The sequence below is a fragment of the Thalassospiraceae bacterium LMO-JJ14 genome (genome assembly GCA_021555105.2).
GTDB lineage: Bacteria > Pseudomonadota > Alphaproteobacteria > Rhodospirillales > Casp-alpha2 > UBA4479.
Genome location: CP134604.1, coordinates 1,111,542 through 1,128,284 on the forward strand (window position 1 = coordinate 1,111,542; position 16,743 = coordinate 1,128,284).

Consider the following 16,743-nt stretch of genomic DNA (forward strand, 5'->3'; position numbering starts at 1 on the left):
ATCCGCGTGCCGCATGCATATATGCATGCGCCGCAGGCTCGGAATGGTGATAGACGATGAGCGGCAAGGTCAAATTCGGTATCCGTCTGGCGGTACAGGGCGAAATGGGCGCGACGTCGGCGGGCTTCACGTATGCCCTTGAAATGGCGCAAATCGCCGAGGATCTGGGATTCGATTCCGTGTGGATTCCCGATCACGTCGAAAATGCGCATCTCGACCGTTCCAAGCCGATCCTCGAATACTGGACCGCGATGTCGGCCATCGGCGCGCTGACCAAGCGGGTTCGGCTCGGCGGGCATTCCATCAACAACACCTTCCGCCATCCGGGTCTGACGGCGAAGATCGTCTGCACGCTCGATGAAATCACCGGCGGCCGGGTGATTTTGGCTCCCGGTTCCGGCTGGTTCGCAACCGAGGCAAAATCCTACGGCTTTACGGAATGGTCGGACGATGGCCTGACGCGGATCGCACGTCTCGATGAATGCCTCTCGATCATTCGCGGCTTGATCACGAACGAAGAACCGGAAGGATTCAGTTTTTCGGGCGAGTTCTATAACCTGAAGGATGCTTTCTGTAACCCGAAGCCCCCGCAGAAACCCTATCCGCCGATCTGGATCGCGGGCGATTCGCCACCGACGCAGGAACTCATGGTCAAACATGGCGACGTCTGGTTCATGTACTCGAAGGCGCCGGCGATTGTCGCGGAACTCATCAAGGGTATGAAGGAGAAATTGACGGACCGGGCCTGGGAAACCGCGATCTCGACCGTCGGGTTGACGGGAACAAGCGAAGCGGAAACCCTGAAATGGGCCGAGATGTACGCGGAAGAGCGCAAACACCGTTTTCCGATTCCGCCGACCGTCGATGATATTCTGCAATCCAACCTGTATGGCGATGTCGGGCAGGTCTGCGGCCGGATCGATGAATGGATCGATGCCGGCGTCACCAACATCGTCATTCAACCGATGCCGCCGATGGACGGGATGCGGTTCTTCGGCGAGAAAATCATTCACCGCTATAGTTGATGCGGCTTCGGGTTCGTGCCACTTTCGCCGCCGAAAGGGCATATCCATGACTTATAAAATCCACGTCGAAGGGCCGATCCACGCGCATGGGCGCGCCATGCTGGAGGCGCGGTCGGACATCGACTTCGAGGTACACGAGAAGCTCGCGCCGGACGAGATCAAGGATGCGCTCAGGGACGCGGATGGCATGATCCTGCGCCTGTCGCCGCTCACCGCGGACATGATCGAAACCGCAGCCAGTCTGAAAATCGTGTCGCGCTATGGCGTTGGCTACGACCATGTCGATGTCCAGGCCTTGAGCAAGCGCGGGGTTCCTCTGGCCATATGCGGCGATGCGCTGTCGTCATCGGTGGCCGAACACACGCTGCTTTTGATGCTGGGCGTCTCGCGCCGGATCGCCATCCTGGACCGCAATTCGCGCAACAGGGATTACGCCGAGCGCTATACCATCCCCGGCCACGATATCTTCGAAAAGACCGTTCTGCTGATCGGTCTGGGAAAGATCGGGTTGGAAACGGCGAAGCGATGCCGGGCGTTCGGCATGCGGGTCATCGTCGCAGGCCGTGAAAGCTCCCGCGTCCGCGCGCGCGAACACGGCTATGAATTCGTCGACGATTTCCACGACGCCCTCGGCGAGGCGGATTACATCAGCCTGCATCTGCCGGGCCAGGAAGAACTGGTCGTTCTGGGCGCCGCCGAGTTCCAGGCGATGAAGCCCGGCGCCTATGTCATCAATACCGCGCGCGGATCGCTGATCGACGAGGATGCGCTTTATCATGCCCTGACGGCGGGCACGCTCGGCGGTGCCGGGCTCGATGTCACCGTAAACGAACCGCCGCTGGCGGATTGTCCGCTGCTGGGGCTGGATAACGTTTTGTTCACGCCGCACAACGCGGCACTGACCGAAGAAACCGGCCTGCGCGTCAGCGATGTCTGTGTGCGGAATCTGTTCGATGGCCTCGACGGCAAGCTGGATGCAAGCTGTGTCGTCAATCCGGAAACCCTTTGAAACAAGATTTCGGCCGCTTTTCTAAGGGGCGTCCGCGTCAATGATTTCGGCAATGCGCTGCGCCGTTCCGGCCGACAGGGTCCAGCCCAGATGTCCGTGCCCGGTGTTGTAATAGACGCCTGGCAATCTGCCACGCCCGATATGGGGCACCATTCTGGGCATCATCGGCCGCAGACCGGCCCAGGGGGTGGTGTTTTCCTGTGCTAAGTCCGGGAAACGCGCCCGGCACCAATGCGACAGAATGCCGATCCGCCGCGCATCGATGGTTTTGTCGGCGCCGTTGAATTCCGCCAGTCCGGCAATGCGCAACCGGTTGGCGAGCCTGCTGGTGACGATCTTTGCGGCTTCATCCAGCAGGCAGACACGGGGGGCTGCGTCCGGCGCATCGGACAGATCGATATCGACGCTCAGGGAATACCCCTTGACCGGATAGACATTGACGCGATCGCCCAACATGCGGGCCAGTCTGCGCGATCCGACACCGGCACAGACGACGATTTTGTCGAAGACCGCAACGGCGGGCCGGTCGTTTGCCGGTGCCGTAACATTGCGATGGTGGACATGAATGCGGTCGCTGTCCGCTTCAAGGGCCAGAACGTCATGCTCCAGACAGGCGCGCATCCCGAGGGTGCGGCAGACATCGAAAAGGCCCCGGGTGAAAAGGTGAACGTCGCCGGCAAAATCGTCGGGTGAGAACAATCCGGCATAAAAATCGCCTCGTAGCGCGGGTTCGATGGATTTTATTTCGTCTTTTGTGACGGCGTAGCGTTTGAGGCCTGATTGCGTCAGCAACACATTGGCCTTGGCGGCGTCAGCAAACTGTTCTTGCGTCTTATAAACGTGCAGCAGGCCGCTTTCATTCATGTCGAAGGCGATTTTCTCCCGCGCCGCGATCTCACGCAGGGCGCGCCGGCCGTGCATGGCCATGGCCGCCAGTTCGGCGGTATTGCGGCGGTGATGAAAACCGGCAGTCAGGAAGGCGGCAAACCAGCTGATTTTGTGCCAATCGGGCAGGGGGTGGATGCGGATCGGCGCGTTGCGGTCGAATGCCGCGCCCAAGGCCTTGCGGATGGAAGGCCAATTATTCCAGACTTCGGCATTGGAGACGGAAATTTGGCCGCCATTGGCGAAGGACGTTTCCATCGCTGCGCTGTCATGAGCATCGAAAACACACACCTCATGGCCGTTTTTCAAAAGCTGATAGGCGGTCGTAATGCCGGTCACACCGGCGCCGATGACGGCTATTCGGGGCATGGGGTACTCATTAGCGGAGGCATGTGGCGGTCACGCAAGAAAATCATTCATTCGTCGCCGCGGACAATCGTATGTAGAGCTGTAAGTGTCAAATCGAGGCTTCATGGTGCGCATAAAATACAGTCGAAACACACTGTTGCCTGTTGGCGCTTCAATTTTCTTGAAGATCGGCGTGCCGCTTTGAACAAGCTGGTGCACGTCAGAATGCAATCCAACTCTGCCAAACGTGTTGCCTCGACGGAGCAAACAGGGGAAAACCCTATTCCCTGAAAAGACAATCATCGTTCTGATATCGAACAGTTAGCTGTTTCCGGGATTTTATGGCTATTTCATGCAAACCGTGCATGCTAGTGGGCTTTGTTTCTTGAGTTAGGATTTTGATGCAGCTCCGCAATTGGCAGCAGAAGATCATCGACGATTTTCCGACGATCACGGCCAACTACAAACGGTTTATTCTGAAAGCGCCGACCGGTGCGGGTAAAACCGTGCTCGCCCGGCAGATCATCGATCAGTTTTACGCCGACAAGAAAGTTATCGTGCTCTGCCATCGGCTGGTGCTGCTGGACCAGCTGCAATTGGCATTGGGCGAAAGCCGGCGGGTCCGCACGCTGGCCGTCTCTGAAAAGGGAACGGCTTTCGACGACTACGATATCCTTCTGTCCACCAGCATGCGCGCGAAGGATGTCCTTGATGATGCGATACCCAAAGCGGACCTGATTATCGTCGACGAGGCGCACCGTGTATCGCCGAACGGCCGAGGATACCGGCGGATCATCGAGAAGTTCTATCAGGAAGGTAAGCGGGAAGCTCATTTCATGGGGCTGACCGCCTCGCCGGAACGCCGTACGGGCGATCAGCGCGATCAGTTGAGCCTGGCGTTCGATGCGATCATCGACTGTGCGGATATCCAGGAACTGATATCCGAAGGCATTCTTGTCCAGCCGGAATACCGCCCGCACTTCGTCCACGATCTGGATCTGGACGATATCGACGTCAGCGCAGGCGAGTATCCGGTCTCGCGGCTGACCGATGAGATCATCAAGTCATCCATGCTCGATTACGCCATGCATGCTTATCAGGAAGAGCGGGCGGCAATTGGTACATTGCCGATTTCCGCCTGGTTCTGCCCCGATATCCGCGTTGCCGAAATCACCCGCGACAGGATCGAAAGCTCCGGCATCACCGCGGCGATCATCACGGCCGGGACACCGTTGAAGGAACGCCGGCGTATTCTCGCCGGGCATGACTGCGGTGATATTGAAGCGCTGGTTTCAGTCGGGGTGCTGACGGAAGGCTGGGACAATCCCGAGTGCAATATCATCGTACATATGCGGCCGACGTTGTCGAAAGTGTTGTGGGGGCAGTCGGTCGGTCGTGGATTGCGCTCTTCGCCAGGCAAAACGAAATGCGTCGTCATCGACGTCAGCTCGAACTGGACGACGTTCGGGCCGGTGGAAAAGCTGAAGTGGACCCTGTGGTCGCCGCCAAGATCGTTTTTGCAGTATAAGAACCGCTTTAACTGGATCGGACAGCAACAGGACGATGAAGAAGAGTCGGAGACCTATCTGCTGTGCAAGAACGATATCGCGCGTGGCCGGCCTTGTTCGCATATTTATAAAAAGAACGAGACTGAAGGCGATGCCTGCCCCGTATGCGGGACGTACTCGGCGGTGGATATCTATAAGGAGCGCAGGCTCGATCTGACGATCAACGACAACAAGCTGCATAAAATCTTCTTCACCAAGGTGCCTGAAATTTATGACGGGCTGAATATCTCGGTCTGGAACAGTCTCGGTGACAGTGCATGGCGCACGGCGACGCGCCAGGAAATCGCTTATCTGCTGTTTTGCGATGCCTTTGTACGGGCCTCGGCCGAGACGGCGGCGTCTGAAGGCGAGTACTGGGAGGCAACGTTGCAGACAGAAGCCGAGATGCGGGCCGATATTCTTGAACGCGGCTACAGTGTCGACAAGCAGATGGAGTTCGACCTGGGCTGGATTGCCGACGGTCTGGAAACCCGCCGTGAAGTGCGGACTCTGCAGGCCAATTACGGCGTCGCCATCGTCGGCCCTGTTCTGAATGCAGTGTCACGCAGCGAAAGCGAGACGAAATACCAGCGTGCGGTCAAAATTACCGAACGCCTGGTGACGCTCGGCTGCACGGTGAATGACGACTTGCCGTACTTCAAGGCGCAGCCCTGACGCATGGCGCCTGACGGTCCGCCGATTTCCTTTTTTCAGTAATCGACCTGTAAGGCCTGCCGAAGGCGGTCCCTGAGGGCGCGGTCTTTTTTCAAATACCACTCGCGGCTCATGGCTTCGCTGCGAGTCTCGTATTTTTCCAGATACAGAAGCTGCCAGTCGCGCCCCCGTGTGCTTTTCGCGCCTTGCCCGGCGTTGTGCGCGCCAAGCCGCGCTTCCGGGTCGACCGTCCAGCCGACATAAGTCCGGGACGCCGGTTTGTTTTTCGATCCGATGACGTAAACGTAGGCTGCCATGAATGCCTGCCGGTACAATTGATGCTCACCCTGACAAGGGCGTCATTTTATAGCAGTGAAATAGGTAATGCCGGGTTAATCCTCTGTTTTGCCGACAACCTGTAAAACATGTCAAACGTGCGGCAGGAACGATCCGTTCAGGCTGATGACAAAATCGCGGCAGTGCGTCGCGGCAGGCGTCAGCTTCCTGTCTGCGCTGTGCACGACAAACCAGCGACGGACAATCGGCAGGCCTTGCATGTCGATGGTCATGAGCCGGCCGCTTTCCAGTTCCGCAATGACCGTATGTGCGGAAATAAGCGCAATCCCGAGACCGGCAATCACCGCCTGCTTGATGGTCTCGTTGGTCCCCAGTTCGATCTTGTCGTACGGTTGACCTTCACCGATCCGGTCCAGATAGCGTTCCATCAGAATACGCGTCCCGGATCCCAGTTCACGGCAAAGGAACGTCTCTTTCAGCAAATCTTCTGCCTGGACCTGTTTGCGCGCAAGCAGGGGATGGCCCGGCGGGGCAATCAACAGATGCGGGTGCGGCCCAAGGTCTTCGGCATCGACGACGGGCTCGCGCGGCGGGCGCCCCATGATCGCCAGATCGACATCGTGATTCCGCAGCTTTTCAATGATTTCGCCACGGTTGCCGACGACCAACTCCAGATCGATATCGGGCAGCGCCTCTCTGATCTGAACAAACAAACTGGGCGCGTAGTACTTCCCGGTACTGACGACACCCAGAATCACATGACCTTCCTTGCCGGATTTGAGTGCGTCGACACGCTTCATACAGTGCAGCAGCGACGTTTCGATCTCGTCCACGGCCGTCAATACCGCCTGCCCTGCCGGCGTGACGTCAACATAGCCGTCCGGGCCGCGCACCAGCATGGGGGTGCCGAAATTCTCTTCCAGATTGCGCAGTTGGGTGGACACCGCAGGTGTCGTGACATTCAAGGCTGCTGCGGCTTTCGACAGGTTACCGAACTCCACGATCGCGGCCAGCGCACGCAGTTGTTTGAGGGTGAGAGATTTCTCGAAGATCATAGTTTTATTTAACACTATGAAAAAAATATTCAATTTATTTTTATGCTGGTGACTGGCACCAATTCGTCCCAAGGGAAACGCGCTTCACGCTTGGGAAAAAATAATGACATCCAAGACCGAACTGGACGATTACCTGAAGGCGCATGTGGACAGTGAGCTGTCCACCGTCATCTCGGCTGTTGCCGACGTCGCCGTGCAACTCTCCGCCCGCATTTCGGCCGGCCCGCTTGGCGGTGCACTTGGTGATGCCGCCGGTGTAAATACCGATGGTGATCAGCAAAAAGTCCTCGATATCGAAGCGCACGAAGCGTTCGTCGCGGCTTTCCATGGGACACCGGTCCGCTGGATTGCTTCGGAAGAGTGCGAAACGGCCATCGAACAATCGTCTGATGGCAAACTAGCGGTCGCCATCGATCCGCTGGACGGCTCGTCGAATATCGATGTGAATGTTTCCATCGGCACGATTTTCTCGGTTTTCGATTCTGGAGAGACAGCCGACGAGACGTTTCTGCGCCCGGGAAGCGAGCAGCTGGCGGCGGGTTACGTAATCTACGGGCCGCAGACGGCATTCCTTCTCACCTTCGGCAACGGCGTTCTTCATTTTGTACTCGAACCGGCATCGCACAAATTCGTGCTTGTCTCTGGCGCGCTTCAGATCCCGTCGACGGCCACCGAGTTCGCCATCAACGCTTCCAATTTCCGTCATTGGTCAGCGCCTGTGCGGGCTTATATCGACGACTGCCTGGCTGGCGACGAGGGACCACGTGGAAAGAACTTCAACATGCGCTGGGTCGCTTCACTTGTCGCCGAAGCGCACCGGATCATCATACGCGGCGGCATCTTCCTGTATCCGGCGGATGCACGCGCGGGATACGAAAAAGGCCGGTTGCGCATGGTTTATGAATGCGCCCCGATCGCCATGCTGGTCGAACAGGCCGGTGGACAAGCGACGGACGGTTCCGAGCGCATTCTCGACCAGGTTCCCGCAAACCTGCACGCACGCTCACCGCTGGTGTTCGGTTCAACCGACAAGGTCGCCCGCGTGACCGCTTATCACGACCTGCCTGCCGCCGAGGTTTCGCCATTGTTCGGCACACGCGGCCTGTTCAGCGCCTGAACAAAAGAACCCTGAGGGACACCATGAGCAAAAAGCATCCGATCATTTCCGTAACCGGCTCATCCGGTGCAGGCACATCGACGGTCAAGCATACGTTCGATCAGATATTCCGCCGTGAGAACATCAATGCGGTATCGATCGAAGGCGATGCGTTTCACCGATATGAACGCGCTGAAATGAAAGCCGAGCTGGACAGGCGGCTTGCCGAAGGGGATGCCACATTCAGTCATTTCAGTTATGAGGCCAATATCCTGGAAGAGCTTTCCGAGGTGTTCCGCATCTATGGCGAAACCGGAAAAGGCCAGACACGTCATTACGTACATGATGAAGCGGAATCCGAAAATTATGGCGCAGCACCGGGCACATTTTCCGCATGGGAAGATTTCGATGCCGGGTCAGACCTGCTTTTTTACGAGGGCCTGCACGGTGCGGTCGTCACCGACAGCGTCAATGTCGCGCAGCATGCGGATCTGAAGATCGGGGTGGTGCCGGTCATTAATCTTGAATGGATTCAGAAAATCCACCGAGATCGCGCGATGCGCGGTTACACAACCGAAGCCGTCACCGATACGATCCTGCGCCGTATGCATGCATATGTTCATTGCATCACGCCGCAATTCACCGAGACGGATATCAATTTCCAGCGCGTCCCGGTTGTCGATACCTCGAATCCGTTCGTTGCGCGCTGGATCCCGACAGCCGATGAAAGCCTTGTGGTTATCCGCTTCAAGAACCCGCGTGGCATCGATTTCGCCTATCTGAGCAGCATGATCCAGGGCAGCTGGATGAGCCGTGCAAACTCCATTGTGATCCCCGGCGGCAAGCTGGATCTCGCCATGCAATTGATCCTGACACCGATGATTCTCCGCCTGGTCGATCAATCGAAACGCGCCTGAAACATGTCCCTGAAGTGAGCCCCGGAGAGGAGTTGTTCCATGAACGTTCAAGCCGCAGCAGCCAGGCAAACAGCCGTATGGAGCGAGAAGGAAATGGCAACGGCAATCCGGGCACTGGCGATGGATGCCGTCGAAGCCGCCAACTCCGGTCATCCCGGCATGCCGATGGGTATGGCTGACGTTGCTGCGGTGCTCTTCAACCGGTTCATGGACATCGATCCCACCGATCCGGCGTGGCCGGACCGGGACCGGTTTGTGCTTTCGGCCGGTCACGGATCAATGCTGCTGTATGCCATCCATCATCTGCTCGGCTACGGCGATATGGACGTCGAGGAACTGAAGAATTTCCGCCAGCTTGGCCGCCGAACGGCGGGGCATCCGGAATACGGGCACGCCGCAGGTATCGAAACCACGACCGGGCCGCTGGGGCAGGGGGTATCCACCGCCGTCGGCATGGCGCTCGCAGAGCGTATGATGAACGCGCGTTTCGGCGACGACCTTGTCGATCACTTCACGTACGTCATCGCCGGCGACGGTTGCCTGATGGAAGGCATCAGCCACGAAGCCATCGATTTAGCCGGGCACATGTCTCTGGGGAAGCTGATTGTGCTCTGGGACGACAACGAAATTTCCATCGACGGGGCGACGTCGATCTCGACGTCGACGGACCAGCTCGGACGATTCCGCGCCGCCGGATGGCACGTCCAGGCCATCGACGGCCATGACTATGAAGCCATCGCCGCCGCCATTCACACGGCGCGCTTCGATCCGCGTCCGTCCATGATCGCGTGCAAGACGGTGATCGGTTTCGGCGCACCGAACAAGCAAGGCACGGCGGCGACGCATGGCGCACCGCTCGGCAAGGATGAAATCGCGGCGGCCCGCGAAACGCTAGGATGGCCGTACGCGCCGTTCGAAGTGCCGGCCAGCACCGTCACCTTGTGGCGGAGTATCGCCGCGCGTGGCCGAGAACGGCGTCAACGCTGGTCCGGGCGACTACAAGCCAGCGATTCACAACAGGCGTTCAACGATGCGCTCTCGTACAAGCACCTGAATGACCTGAACGCGGCCATCTGCACCTTTAAGAAAGTGATGTCGGAAACCACGCCAACGGTCGCAACACGTAAAGCCTCCGAAATGGCGCTTGAGGTCATCAACGCGACACTGCCGAACACCGTCGGCGGATCAGCGGACCTGACCGGGTCCAACAACACACGGTCCAGCGGCATGACACCGGTCAGCCGCAACGACTATTCCGGCAATTACATTCACTACGGCGTGCGCGAGCACGGCATGGCCGCCGCCATGAACGGCATTGCGCTGCACGGCGGGTTCATTCCCTACGGCGGCACATTCCTGGTGTTCGCGGATTATTGCCGCCCGGCCATCCGCCTGTCCGCGCTGATGAGAAAACGGGTTATCTACGTCATGACCCACGACAGCATCGGCCTTGGCGAAGACGGCCCGACACACCAGCCGGTCGAGCACCTGGGCTCGTTGCGCCTGATGCCGAACGTCAAGGTCTTCCGGCCCTGCGACGCCGTTGAAACAGCCGAATGCTGGGCGCTTGCGCTCAATGACAATACCGGTCCGTCGGTGCTGGCACTGTCACGCCAAAACCTGCCGACGGTACGCACCGATCACACCGACGACAACTTGTCGGCAAAAGGCGGCTACGTGCTGCGCGTGGCATCTTCGAAGCCCACCGTGACACTGGTTGCGACCGGCTCGGAAGTGGAACTCGCCATCAAGGCCCGGGACATGCTCGAAGCCGACGGCATCCCCGCTACCGTCGTCTCCATGCCGTGCTGCGAACTGTTCGACGCCATGGATGCGACGTACCGAAACACCGTTCTGCCGGAAGACGCCGTCACCGTCGTCATCGAGGCCTCATCAGCGGACGCATGGGCGCGTTACGCGGGCTGCGACGGCGGCGTCATCGGCATGCACGGGTTCGGGGCGTCGGGCCCGGCGCCGTTGCTGTACGAGGAATTCGGCATCACCGCCACAGCCGCCGCCAATCTGGCGAAATATCTGCTCGCGAAGAAAGGAAGCTGAAGATGGCCATTATCACGTTACGTCAACTGCTCGATCACGCCGCCGAACACGGCTACGGCGTGCCCGCCTTCAACATCAACAACATGGAGCAGGGCCTCGCCATCATGAAGGCGGCCGAAGCCTGCGACGCGCCGGTGATCCTGCAGGCCAGCCGGGGCGCGCGGTCCTATGCCGGCGACGTGATGCTGCGCCGGATGATCGAGGCGTTCGCCGAGATGTACCCGCAGACCCCGATCTGCATGCATCAGGATCACGGCAACAACGAAGCAACCTGCATGTCGGCGATCCGGCACGGCTTTTCGTCGGTGATGATGGACGGCTCGCTGGAAGCCGACATGAAGACGCCCGCCAGCTACGACTACAACGTCGATATCACCGAGCGGGTGTCGCGCATGGCGCACTGGGTCGGCGCGTCCGTCGAAGGAGAGCTGGGGTGCCTCGGCTCGCTGGAGACCGGCATGGCCGAAAAGGAAGACGGCAGCGGCGCCGACGGCAAGCTTTCCGAAGGCCAGTTGCTGACTGACCCGGACCAGGCCGTCGATTTCGTTGCCCGCACCAAGGTCGACGCGCTGGCCATCGCCTGCGGCACGTCGCACGGCGCCTACAAATTCTCGCAAAAGCCGACCGGCGAAACGCTCGCCATGTCGGTGATCGAGGCGATTCACGAGAAGCTGCCGAATACGCATCTGGTGATGCACGGCTCGTCATCGGTGCCGCAGGAACTGCAGGACGTCATCAATGCGTTCGGCGGCGAGATGCCGCAAACCTACGGCGTGCCGGTCGAAGAGATCGAACGCGGCATCCGCTCCGGCGTGCGCAAGGTCAACATCGACACCGATTGCCGCATGGCCATGAGCGGTCAGTTCCGCAAGGTCGCCAGCGAAAAACCGGAAGAATTCGATCCACGCAAATTCCTGGTCCCGGCCATGCAGGCCATGGAAGACATCTGCCGTGACAGGTTCGAGCGGTTCGGCACCGCCGGCAACGCGTCGAAGATCGACGTCATCCCCATGGACGACATGGCGAAACGATACGCCGACGGCACCCTGGATCCGCGCGTCGCGGTTTCCGAAGCAGCCTGAACAGACCAAGAAATCATAGTTGGAAGGAACAGACACATGGACCAGTCAAATCGATACGCCAATCTCGAGCTCCGCGAAAGCGACCTGATCGCAGGCGGAAAACATGTTCTCTGCGCGTACATCATGAAGCCGAAGGCGGGATACGGTTACCTTGAAACGGCAGCGCACTTCGCGGCCGAAAGCTCAACCGGCACCAACGTCAATGTATCGACGACGGACGATTACACCCGCGGCGTCGACGCACTGGTTTACGAGATCGACGAAGCCACCGAGCTCATGAAAATCGCCTACCCGGTGGAGCTGTTCGACTTCAACATCACCGATGGCAAAGCAATGATCGCGTCCTTCCTGACGCTCACCATCGGCAACAACCAGGGCATGGGCGACGTCGAATACGCGAAAATGCACGACTTTTATGTGCCCAAGGACTACCTGAACAAGTTCGATGGCCCCGAGACCACGATTTCCGATCTGTGGCGCGTGCTTGGGCGTCCGGAAAAGGACGGCGGTTTCATCGTCGGCACGATCATCAAGCCGAAGCTCGGCCTGCGTCCGCAACCGTTCGCGACGGCGGCTTATGAATTCTGGCTCGGCGGGGATTTCATCAAGAACGACGAACCGCAGGGCAACCAGTCGTTTGCGCCGATGAAGGAAGCTATCCCGCTGGTTGCCGACGCCATGCGCCGCGCTCAGGATGAAACAGGCATGGCAAAGTTGTTCTCGGCGAACATCACAGCCGACGATCATTACGAAATGCTTGCACGCGGTGATTATATACTCGAAACTTTCGGCGAGAATGCGGACCACGTGGCGTTTCTGGTCGACGGTTACGTGACCGGTCCGGCGGCGATAACCACCGCGCGACGGAGTTTCTCCAAGCAGTTTCTGCACTATCACCGGGCGGGACATGGCGCCGTGACGTCACCGCAGAGCAAACGTGGTTACACTGCTTATGTGTTGTCGAAAATGTCGCGTCTGCAGGGCGCATCCGGCATTCACACCGGGACGATGGGATACGGCAAGATGGAAGGGGAATCCGCAGACAGGATTATCGCGCACATGTTGGAGCAGAATTTTGTTAAAGGCCCTTACTATGCACAGGAATGGCACGGGATGAAGCCGACCACCCCGATTATTTCCGGCGGCATGAACGCTCTCAGGATGCCCGGGTTTTTCGAAAACCTGGGGCACTCCAACCTGATCATGACAGCGGGTGGCGGAAGTTATGGGCATATTGACGGCCCGGCCGCGGGCGCCACATCGCTCAGGCAGGCTGAAACCTGTTGGCGTGAGGGTGCCGATCCGATCGCGTTCGCACGCGAGCACCCTGAATTTGCCCGCGCATTCGAAAGCTTCCAGAGCGATGCCGACAAGTTGTATCCGGAATGGCGGCAAGCGCTGAACATCGCCGCATGAGTGCAATCGTCTTCGATCTCGACGGGACAATGGTGCATTCCGCACCTGACCTGCACGCTGCTGCTGTCAGAATGTTGGGCGATTTTGGCCTGCCGCCGCTCTCACTCGGCAAGGTAACGTCCTTCATCGGCAACGGTGTGCCGGTACTTGTTGCAAAATGTCTCGGCGAATCTGGGGCCGCCGATGTCTCTCATGACGATGCACTGGCGTGCTTTCGTGAGCATTACATGGCGGATCCGGCGACGCTGAGCCGACCCTTTCCCGGCGTGCTTCATATGCTGCATATCCTGCGGCACAACGGTTACCAGCTTGGAATCTGCACCAACAAATCGGCGGATCTGACGCTGGAGGTCCTGAAGCGGCTCGATCTTGTCGTCTATTTCGATGTTGTCATCGGCGGGGACAGCCTGGCGAGCCGGAAACCCGATCCTGCACCGCTGTTAGCCGCCTTCGATAGGCTGGGTGCAGATATTTCCAACGGGCTTTATGTCGGCGACAGCGAAGTTGACGCAGCAACCGCAGCAGCGGCGCACTGCGATTTTGCGTTGTTCAGCGGCGGGTATCGGAAAACGCCGGTCGAACAACTGCAGGCAAGATACGTATTCGATTCATTCGAAGCCCTCACGGATTACATTCTCACGAACAAGAAAACTGCATGACGCTCTCGGCTATTATCTTCGACGTTGACGGCACGCTTGCCGAGACCGAGGAGCTACATCGTCAGGCCTTTAACGCTGCCTTTACCGAGGCCGGGATGGACTGGCATTGGGGCCGGGAACTGTATGGCGAGTTGTTGAAAACGACGGGTGGAAAGGAGCGGATCCATGCCTACCACCACAACTATAAATCAAACCGGGCGATTATAACCCGCGAACAGATCGCCGAGCTACATCGTGCGAAAACGCTGCGCTACGGGGAATTGCTGGATGGTGGCGGCCTTGAACTGCGTCCGGGGATTGCGACGTTGATCGAACAGGCCCGGCAAGAAGGAATCCGGCTTGCCATTGCCACCACGACCAGCCGCGCCAACGTCGACGCGTTATGCCGTACATGCTGGAAATCAGAACCTGAACGAATATTCGAGGTCATAGCCGCCGGTGACGAAGTGCCGAATAAAAAACCGGCGCCGGACGTCTATCTTCTTGCCCTTGAGCGGTTGGGACTGGCGGCGAATAAATGTGTTGCGATCGAGGATTCGCGGAACGGCGTTTTTTCGGCAATCGAAGCGGGGTTGCGCGTTCACGTTATCCCGAGCACTTATACCGCTGCCGAGGAGTTCGGCGACCGGGCGAGGATTTGGCAAAGTATGCCGACCCTGGAAGAAATCCTGCAAATATTCTAGTTTCTGATCGCTGAAACCCACAGAACCGGTCTTGTCTCAACGATTCCCTTCAAAGTCGGCAGGGAATAACATGCAGACAATAAAATGAAACATGTGCCGCTCAGAGAATGATTGGCATGTCATAAGTGTTGATAGGGATAATCAATTTGAAATGTGAAAGTGCCCTTTGTTTGCTGAATGTAGGAACACCCAATGTTGCACGATGAGGGAAGAAGTTTTTCTGACCTGATGCGCGCGCGTTTCTCGACGCGCCGGTTTAAGGATATGCCGGTAAGCCGTAACGAACTTGAGGAGATTTTCGAGACTGCGCGGCGGGCACCGAGCGGCGCTAATATTCAACCGGGAAAACTGTATGTGATGAACGGTGCGTCGAAGATACGTCTTGCCGATGCGCTGAGCGCCGCTTTTCTGTCGGGAGATAAGGGAAGCGAGGAATATTCATACTTTCCATCGCCGATGCCGCCGCATCTAAAGCAACGCCAGCATGCGACCGGATGGGCCCTGTACGGCAGTTTGGGTATCGAGCGTCGGGATGTTGCCGGGCGCCGCGATCAGCACCTGAAAAATTACCGGTTCTTCGATGCCCCCGTCGGCCTGATCGTCACGATCGATAGGGCAATGGGTGCGGGTTGTTACATGGACCTCGGTATGTTTCTGCAATGCCTGATGCTGGCGGTTAAGGCACGCGGCCTTGATAGCTGCGCGATTGGCGCGCTTTCCCCATATCATCGTATCGTTCGTGAATTTGTACCGGTCCCGGATGAAGAGATTGTCATTTGCGGGATGGCGATCGGATATGGAGACGATGAAGCCCCGGAAAACAATTTCCGGACGACGCGGGCGCCATTAGAGGAATTTACGGATTTCTCGGGTTTTGATCAGGATTAAACCCGCTTAAGCAGAATGCATGAAGCGAGGCCGCCGGCCCCTGCGATAGCTGCTAAGCCCATACTTCCCGGCGGAAGCCGGCGCAACTCATGAACCAATCTAACGACCAGGATTGCACCACTCGCACCAATTGGATGGCCTCTGGCAAGGGCGCCGCCGGAGATGTTGAGCTTAGATGATGGTAAGCTGAGCGCTTCAATAAACGCCTGCGCCTGCGCGGCAAACGCTTCCATGATTTCGATGCAAGCCAAATCCCCGGCGTGTAGCCGGTTTCGATGCAGTAAAGCCTTCGCAGCATCTATGGGGGCTAACCCGGGCATTGCCGGATCGCCCCCAAGGCTCAAATCGTCGAGGACCCTGATCGCAGGCGTGGCCGCGGGCGGTGCATGGTGCAATGTCACGAACGCTGCAGCATCGGCTTCAACCGCCGTGGTTGCCGTCGTGATTGCCGTCGGGCCTTTGCCTGCCAGATCAGGCAGGCGTTCGCATAGCCGTTGGCTGAGTTCGCGCGTGAATTCGTCATTCGACGTTCCGGCAATCGGGACGATCTCCGCAGAGAAATTTCCGGCGGCAATCGCAATGCGTGCCTTCGCATGACTCTGGATGGCGAATTCTTCCTGATCCGAACGGGTAATATTATGTGAAGTTGCCAGCTCAGCAGCAGCGTCGAGCATGTCTGGGTCCCGTTCCGGCCACGGTGTAAATGGGGGCCGGTTATACGGAACGTGTTCGTCTGCGGGACCGTACCCGCGATGCATGCGGATCGGGGCGCGGCTGAAACTCTCGACCCCTCCGGCGAGGGCATATTCCGCCCGGCCGGATCGAATGGCGCCGGCTGCCAGCGAAATCGCATCCATACCGGCGCAGCATTGCGTATCGATGGTCATGGCAGGCACCCGTTCACTGATACCGGCATCCAGGGCAATCAGACGCGCGGGATTGCCGCCGCCATAAAGCGCGTTACCGATCACAACCAAATCCACGGCCGATAATGAAGACGCCGGGTCATGCATCGCGCCGATTACCGGCGTGCAAAGATCCTGGACACGCAAGGAGGAGAATGCCCCGCCACGGGGGGCGACAGGTGTCCGCCTGGCGTCAGAGATGAAAACATCATTGCTCAT

At 58.4% G+C, this 16,743-nt stretch carries 15 protein-coding genes; 11 read left to right on the forward strand and 4 right to left on the reverse strand.

Going from position 1 to position 16,743, the window contains the following annotated elements:
* Positions 1-56 precede the first annotated feature (56 nt).
* Both L2D14_05430 and L2D14_05435 read left to right on the forward strand, forming a co-directional pair.
* Positions 57-1,025: an LLM class flavin-dependent oxidoreductase gene (locus tag L2D14_05430; protein ID WNK00866.1), complete on the forward strand. Its 969-nt coding sequence runs from the start codon at positions 57-59 to the stop codon at positions 1,023-1,025.
* A gap of 46 nt (positions 1,026-1,071) precedes the next feature.
* Positions 1,072-2,034 (forward strand): NAD(P)-dependent oxidoreductase, encoded by a 963-nt coding sequence (locus L2D14_05435; protein ID WNK00867.1) that lies wholly within the window; start codon positions 1,072-1,074, stop codon positions 2,032-2,034.
* A 21-nt stretch (positions 2,035-2,055) separates the two neighbouring features.
* Here the strand turns inward: L2D14_05435 and L2D14_05440 are convergent, their stop codons facing one another.
* Entirely contained in the window at positions 2,056-3,288 is a 1,233-nt protein-coding gene (locus L2D14_05440; protein ID WNK00868.1) for a D-amino acid dehydrogenase, read from the reverse strand.
* Between the two features lie 380 nt (positions 3,289-3,668).
* Between L2D14_05440 and L2D14_05445 the strand changes: the two genes are divergently transcribed.
* The gene (locus tag L2D14_05445) at positions 3,669-5,489 is read left to right on the forward strand and encodes a DEAD/DEAH box helicase (GenBank protein ID WNK00869.1); all 1,821 of its coding nucleotides are present in this window, start codon (positions 3,669-3,671) and stop codon (positions 5,487-5,489) included.
* A gap of 35 nt (positions 5,490-5,524) precedes the next feature.
* Here L2D14_05445 and L2D14_05450 read toward each other — a convergent pair whose 3' ends face one another.
* A complete protein-coding gene (locus L2D14_05450; protein ID WNK00870.1) occupies positions 5,525-5,785 on the reverse strand; it encodes a GIY-YIG nuclease family protein in 261 nt (86 codons plus the stop codon).
* 111 nt (positions 5,786-5,896) lie between these two features.
* The gene (locus L2D14_05455) at positions 5,897-6,835 is read right to left on the reverse strand and encodes a LysR substrate-binding domain-containing protein (protein ID WNK00871.1); all 939 of its coding nucleotides are present in this window, start codon (positions 6,833-6,835) and stop codon (positions 5,897-5,899) included.
* An 88-nt stretch (positions 6,836-6,923) separates the two neighbouring features.
* On the opposite strand from L2D14_05455, the gene L2D14_05460 reads away from it, so the two are divergent.
* From L2D14_05460 to L2D14_05495, 8 genes are all read left to right on the forward strand, one after another.
* Complete coding sequence (locus L2D14_05460) at positions 6,924-7,937, forward strand: class 1 fructose-bisphosphatase (GenBank protein WNK00872.1); 1,014 nt, start codon at positions 6,924-6,926, stop codon at positions 7,935-7,937.
* Positions 7,938-7,960: 23 nt separating this feature from the next.
* Positions 7,961-8,833 (forward strand): phosphoribulokinase, encoded by an 873-nt coding sequence (locus L2D14_05465; GenBank protein WNK00873.1) that lies wholly within the window; start codon positions 7,961-7,963, stop codon positions 8,831-8,833.
* A gap of 39 nt (positions 8,834-8,872) precedes the next feature.
* Positions 8,873-10,891, forward strand: coding sequence for a transketolase (gene tkt / locus L2D14_05470; GenBank protein WNK00874.1), 2,019 nt, complete (start codon positions 8,873-8,875; stop codon positions 10,889-10,891).
* 2 nt (positions 10,892-10,893) lie between these two features.
* On the forward strand, positions 10,894-11,973 hold the full coding sequence (gene fba, locus L2D14_05475) for a class II fructose-bisphosphate aldolase (protein ID WNK00875.1): 1,080 nt from the start codon (positions 10,894-10,896) through the stop codon (positions 11,971-11,973).
* Positions 11,974-12,009: 36 nt separating this feature from the next.
* Positions 12,010-13,389, forward strand: coding sequence for a ribulose-bisphosphate carboxylase (locus tag L2D14_05480; protein ID WNK00876.1), 1,380 nt, complete (start codon positions 12,010-12,012; stop codon positions 13,387-13,389).
* Positions 13,386-14,048, forward strand: coding sequence for a phosphoglycolate phosphatase (gph, locus tag L2D14_05485; GenBank protein ID WNK00877.1), 663 nt, complete (start codon positions 13,386-13,388; stop codon positions 14,046-14,048). Before L2D14_05480 ends, gph begins: the two co-directional genes overlap by 4 nt.
* A complete protein-coding gene (locus L2D14_05490; protein WNK00878.1) occupies positions 14,045-14,731 on the forward strand; it encodes an HAD family hydrolase in 687 nt (228 codons plus the stop codon). The genes gph and L2D14_05490 overlap by 4 nt, the downstream gene beginning before the upstream one ends.
* 192 nt (positions 14,732-14,923) lie before the next feature.
* A complete protein-coding gene (locus tag L2D14_05495) occupies positions 14,924-15,619 on the forward strand; it encodes a nitroreductase (protein WNK00879.1) in 696 nt (231 codons plus the stop codon).
* Here L2D14_05495 and L2D14_05500 read toward each other — a convergent pair.
* Positions 15,616-16,743: a thiolase family protein gene (locus L2D14_05500; GenBank protein WNK00880.1), complete on the reverse strand. Its 1,128-nt coding sequence runs from the start codon at positions 16,741-16,743 to the stop codon at positions 15,616-15,618. The two genes, L2D14_05495 and L2D14_05500, sit on opposite strands and share 4 nt — an antisense overlap.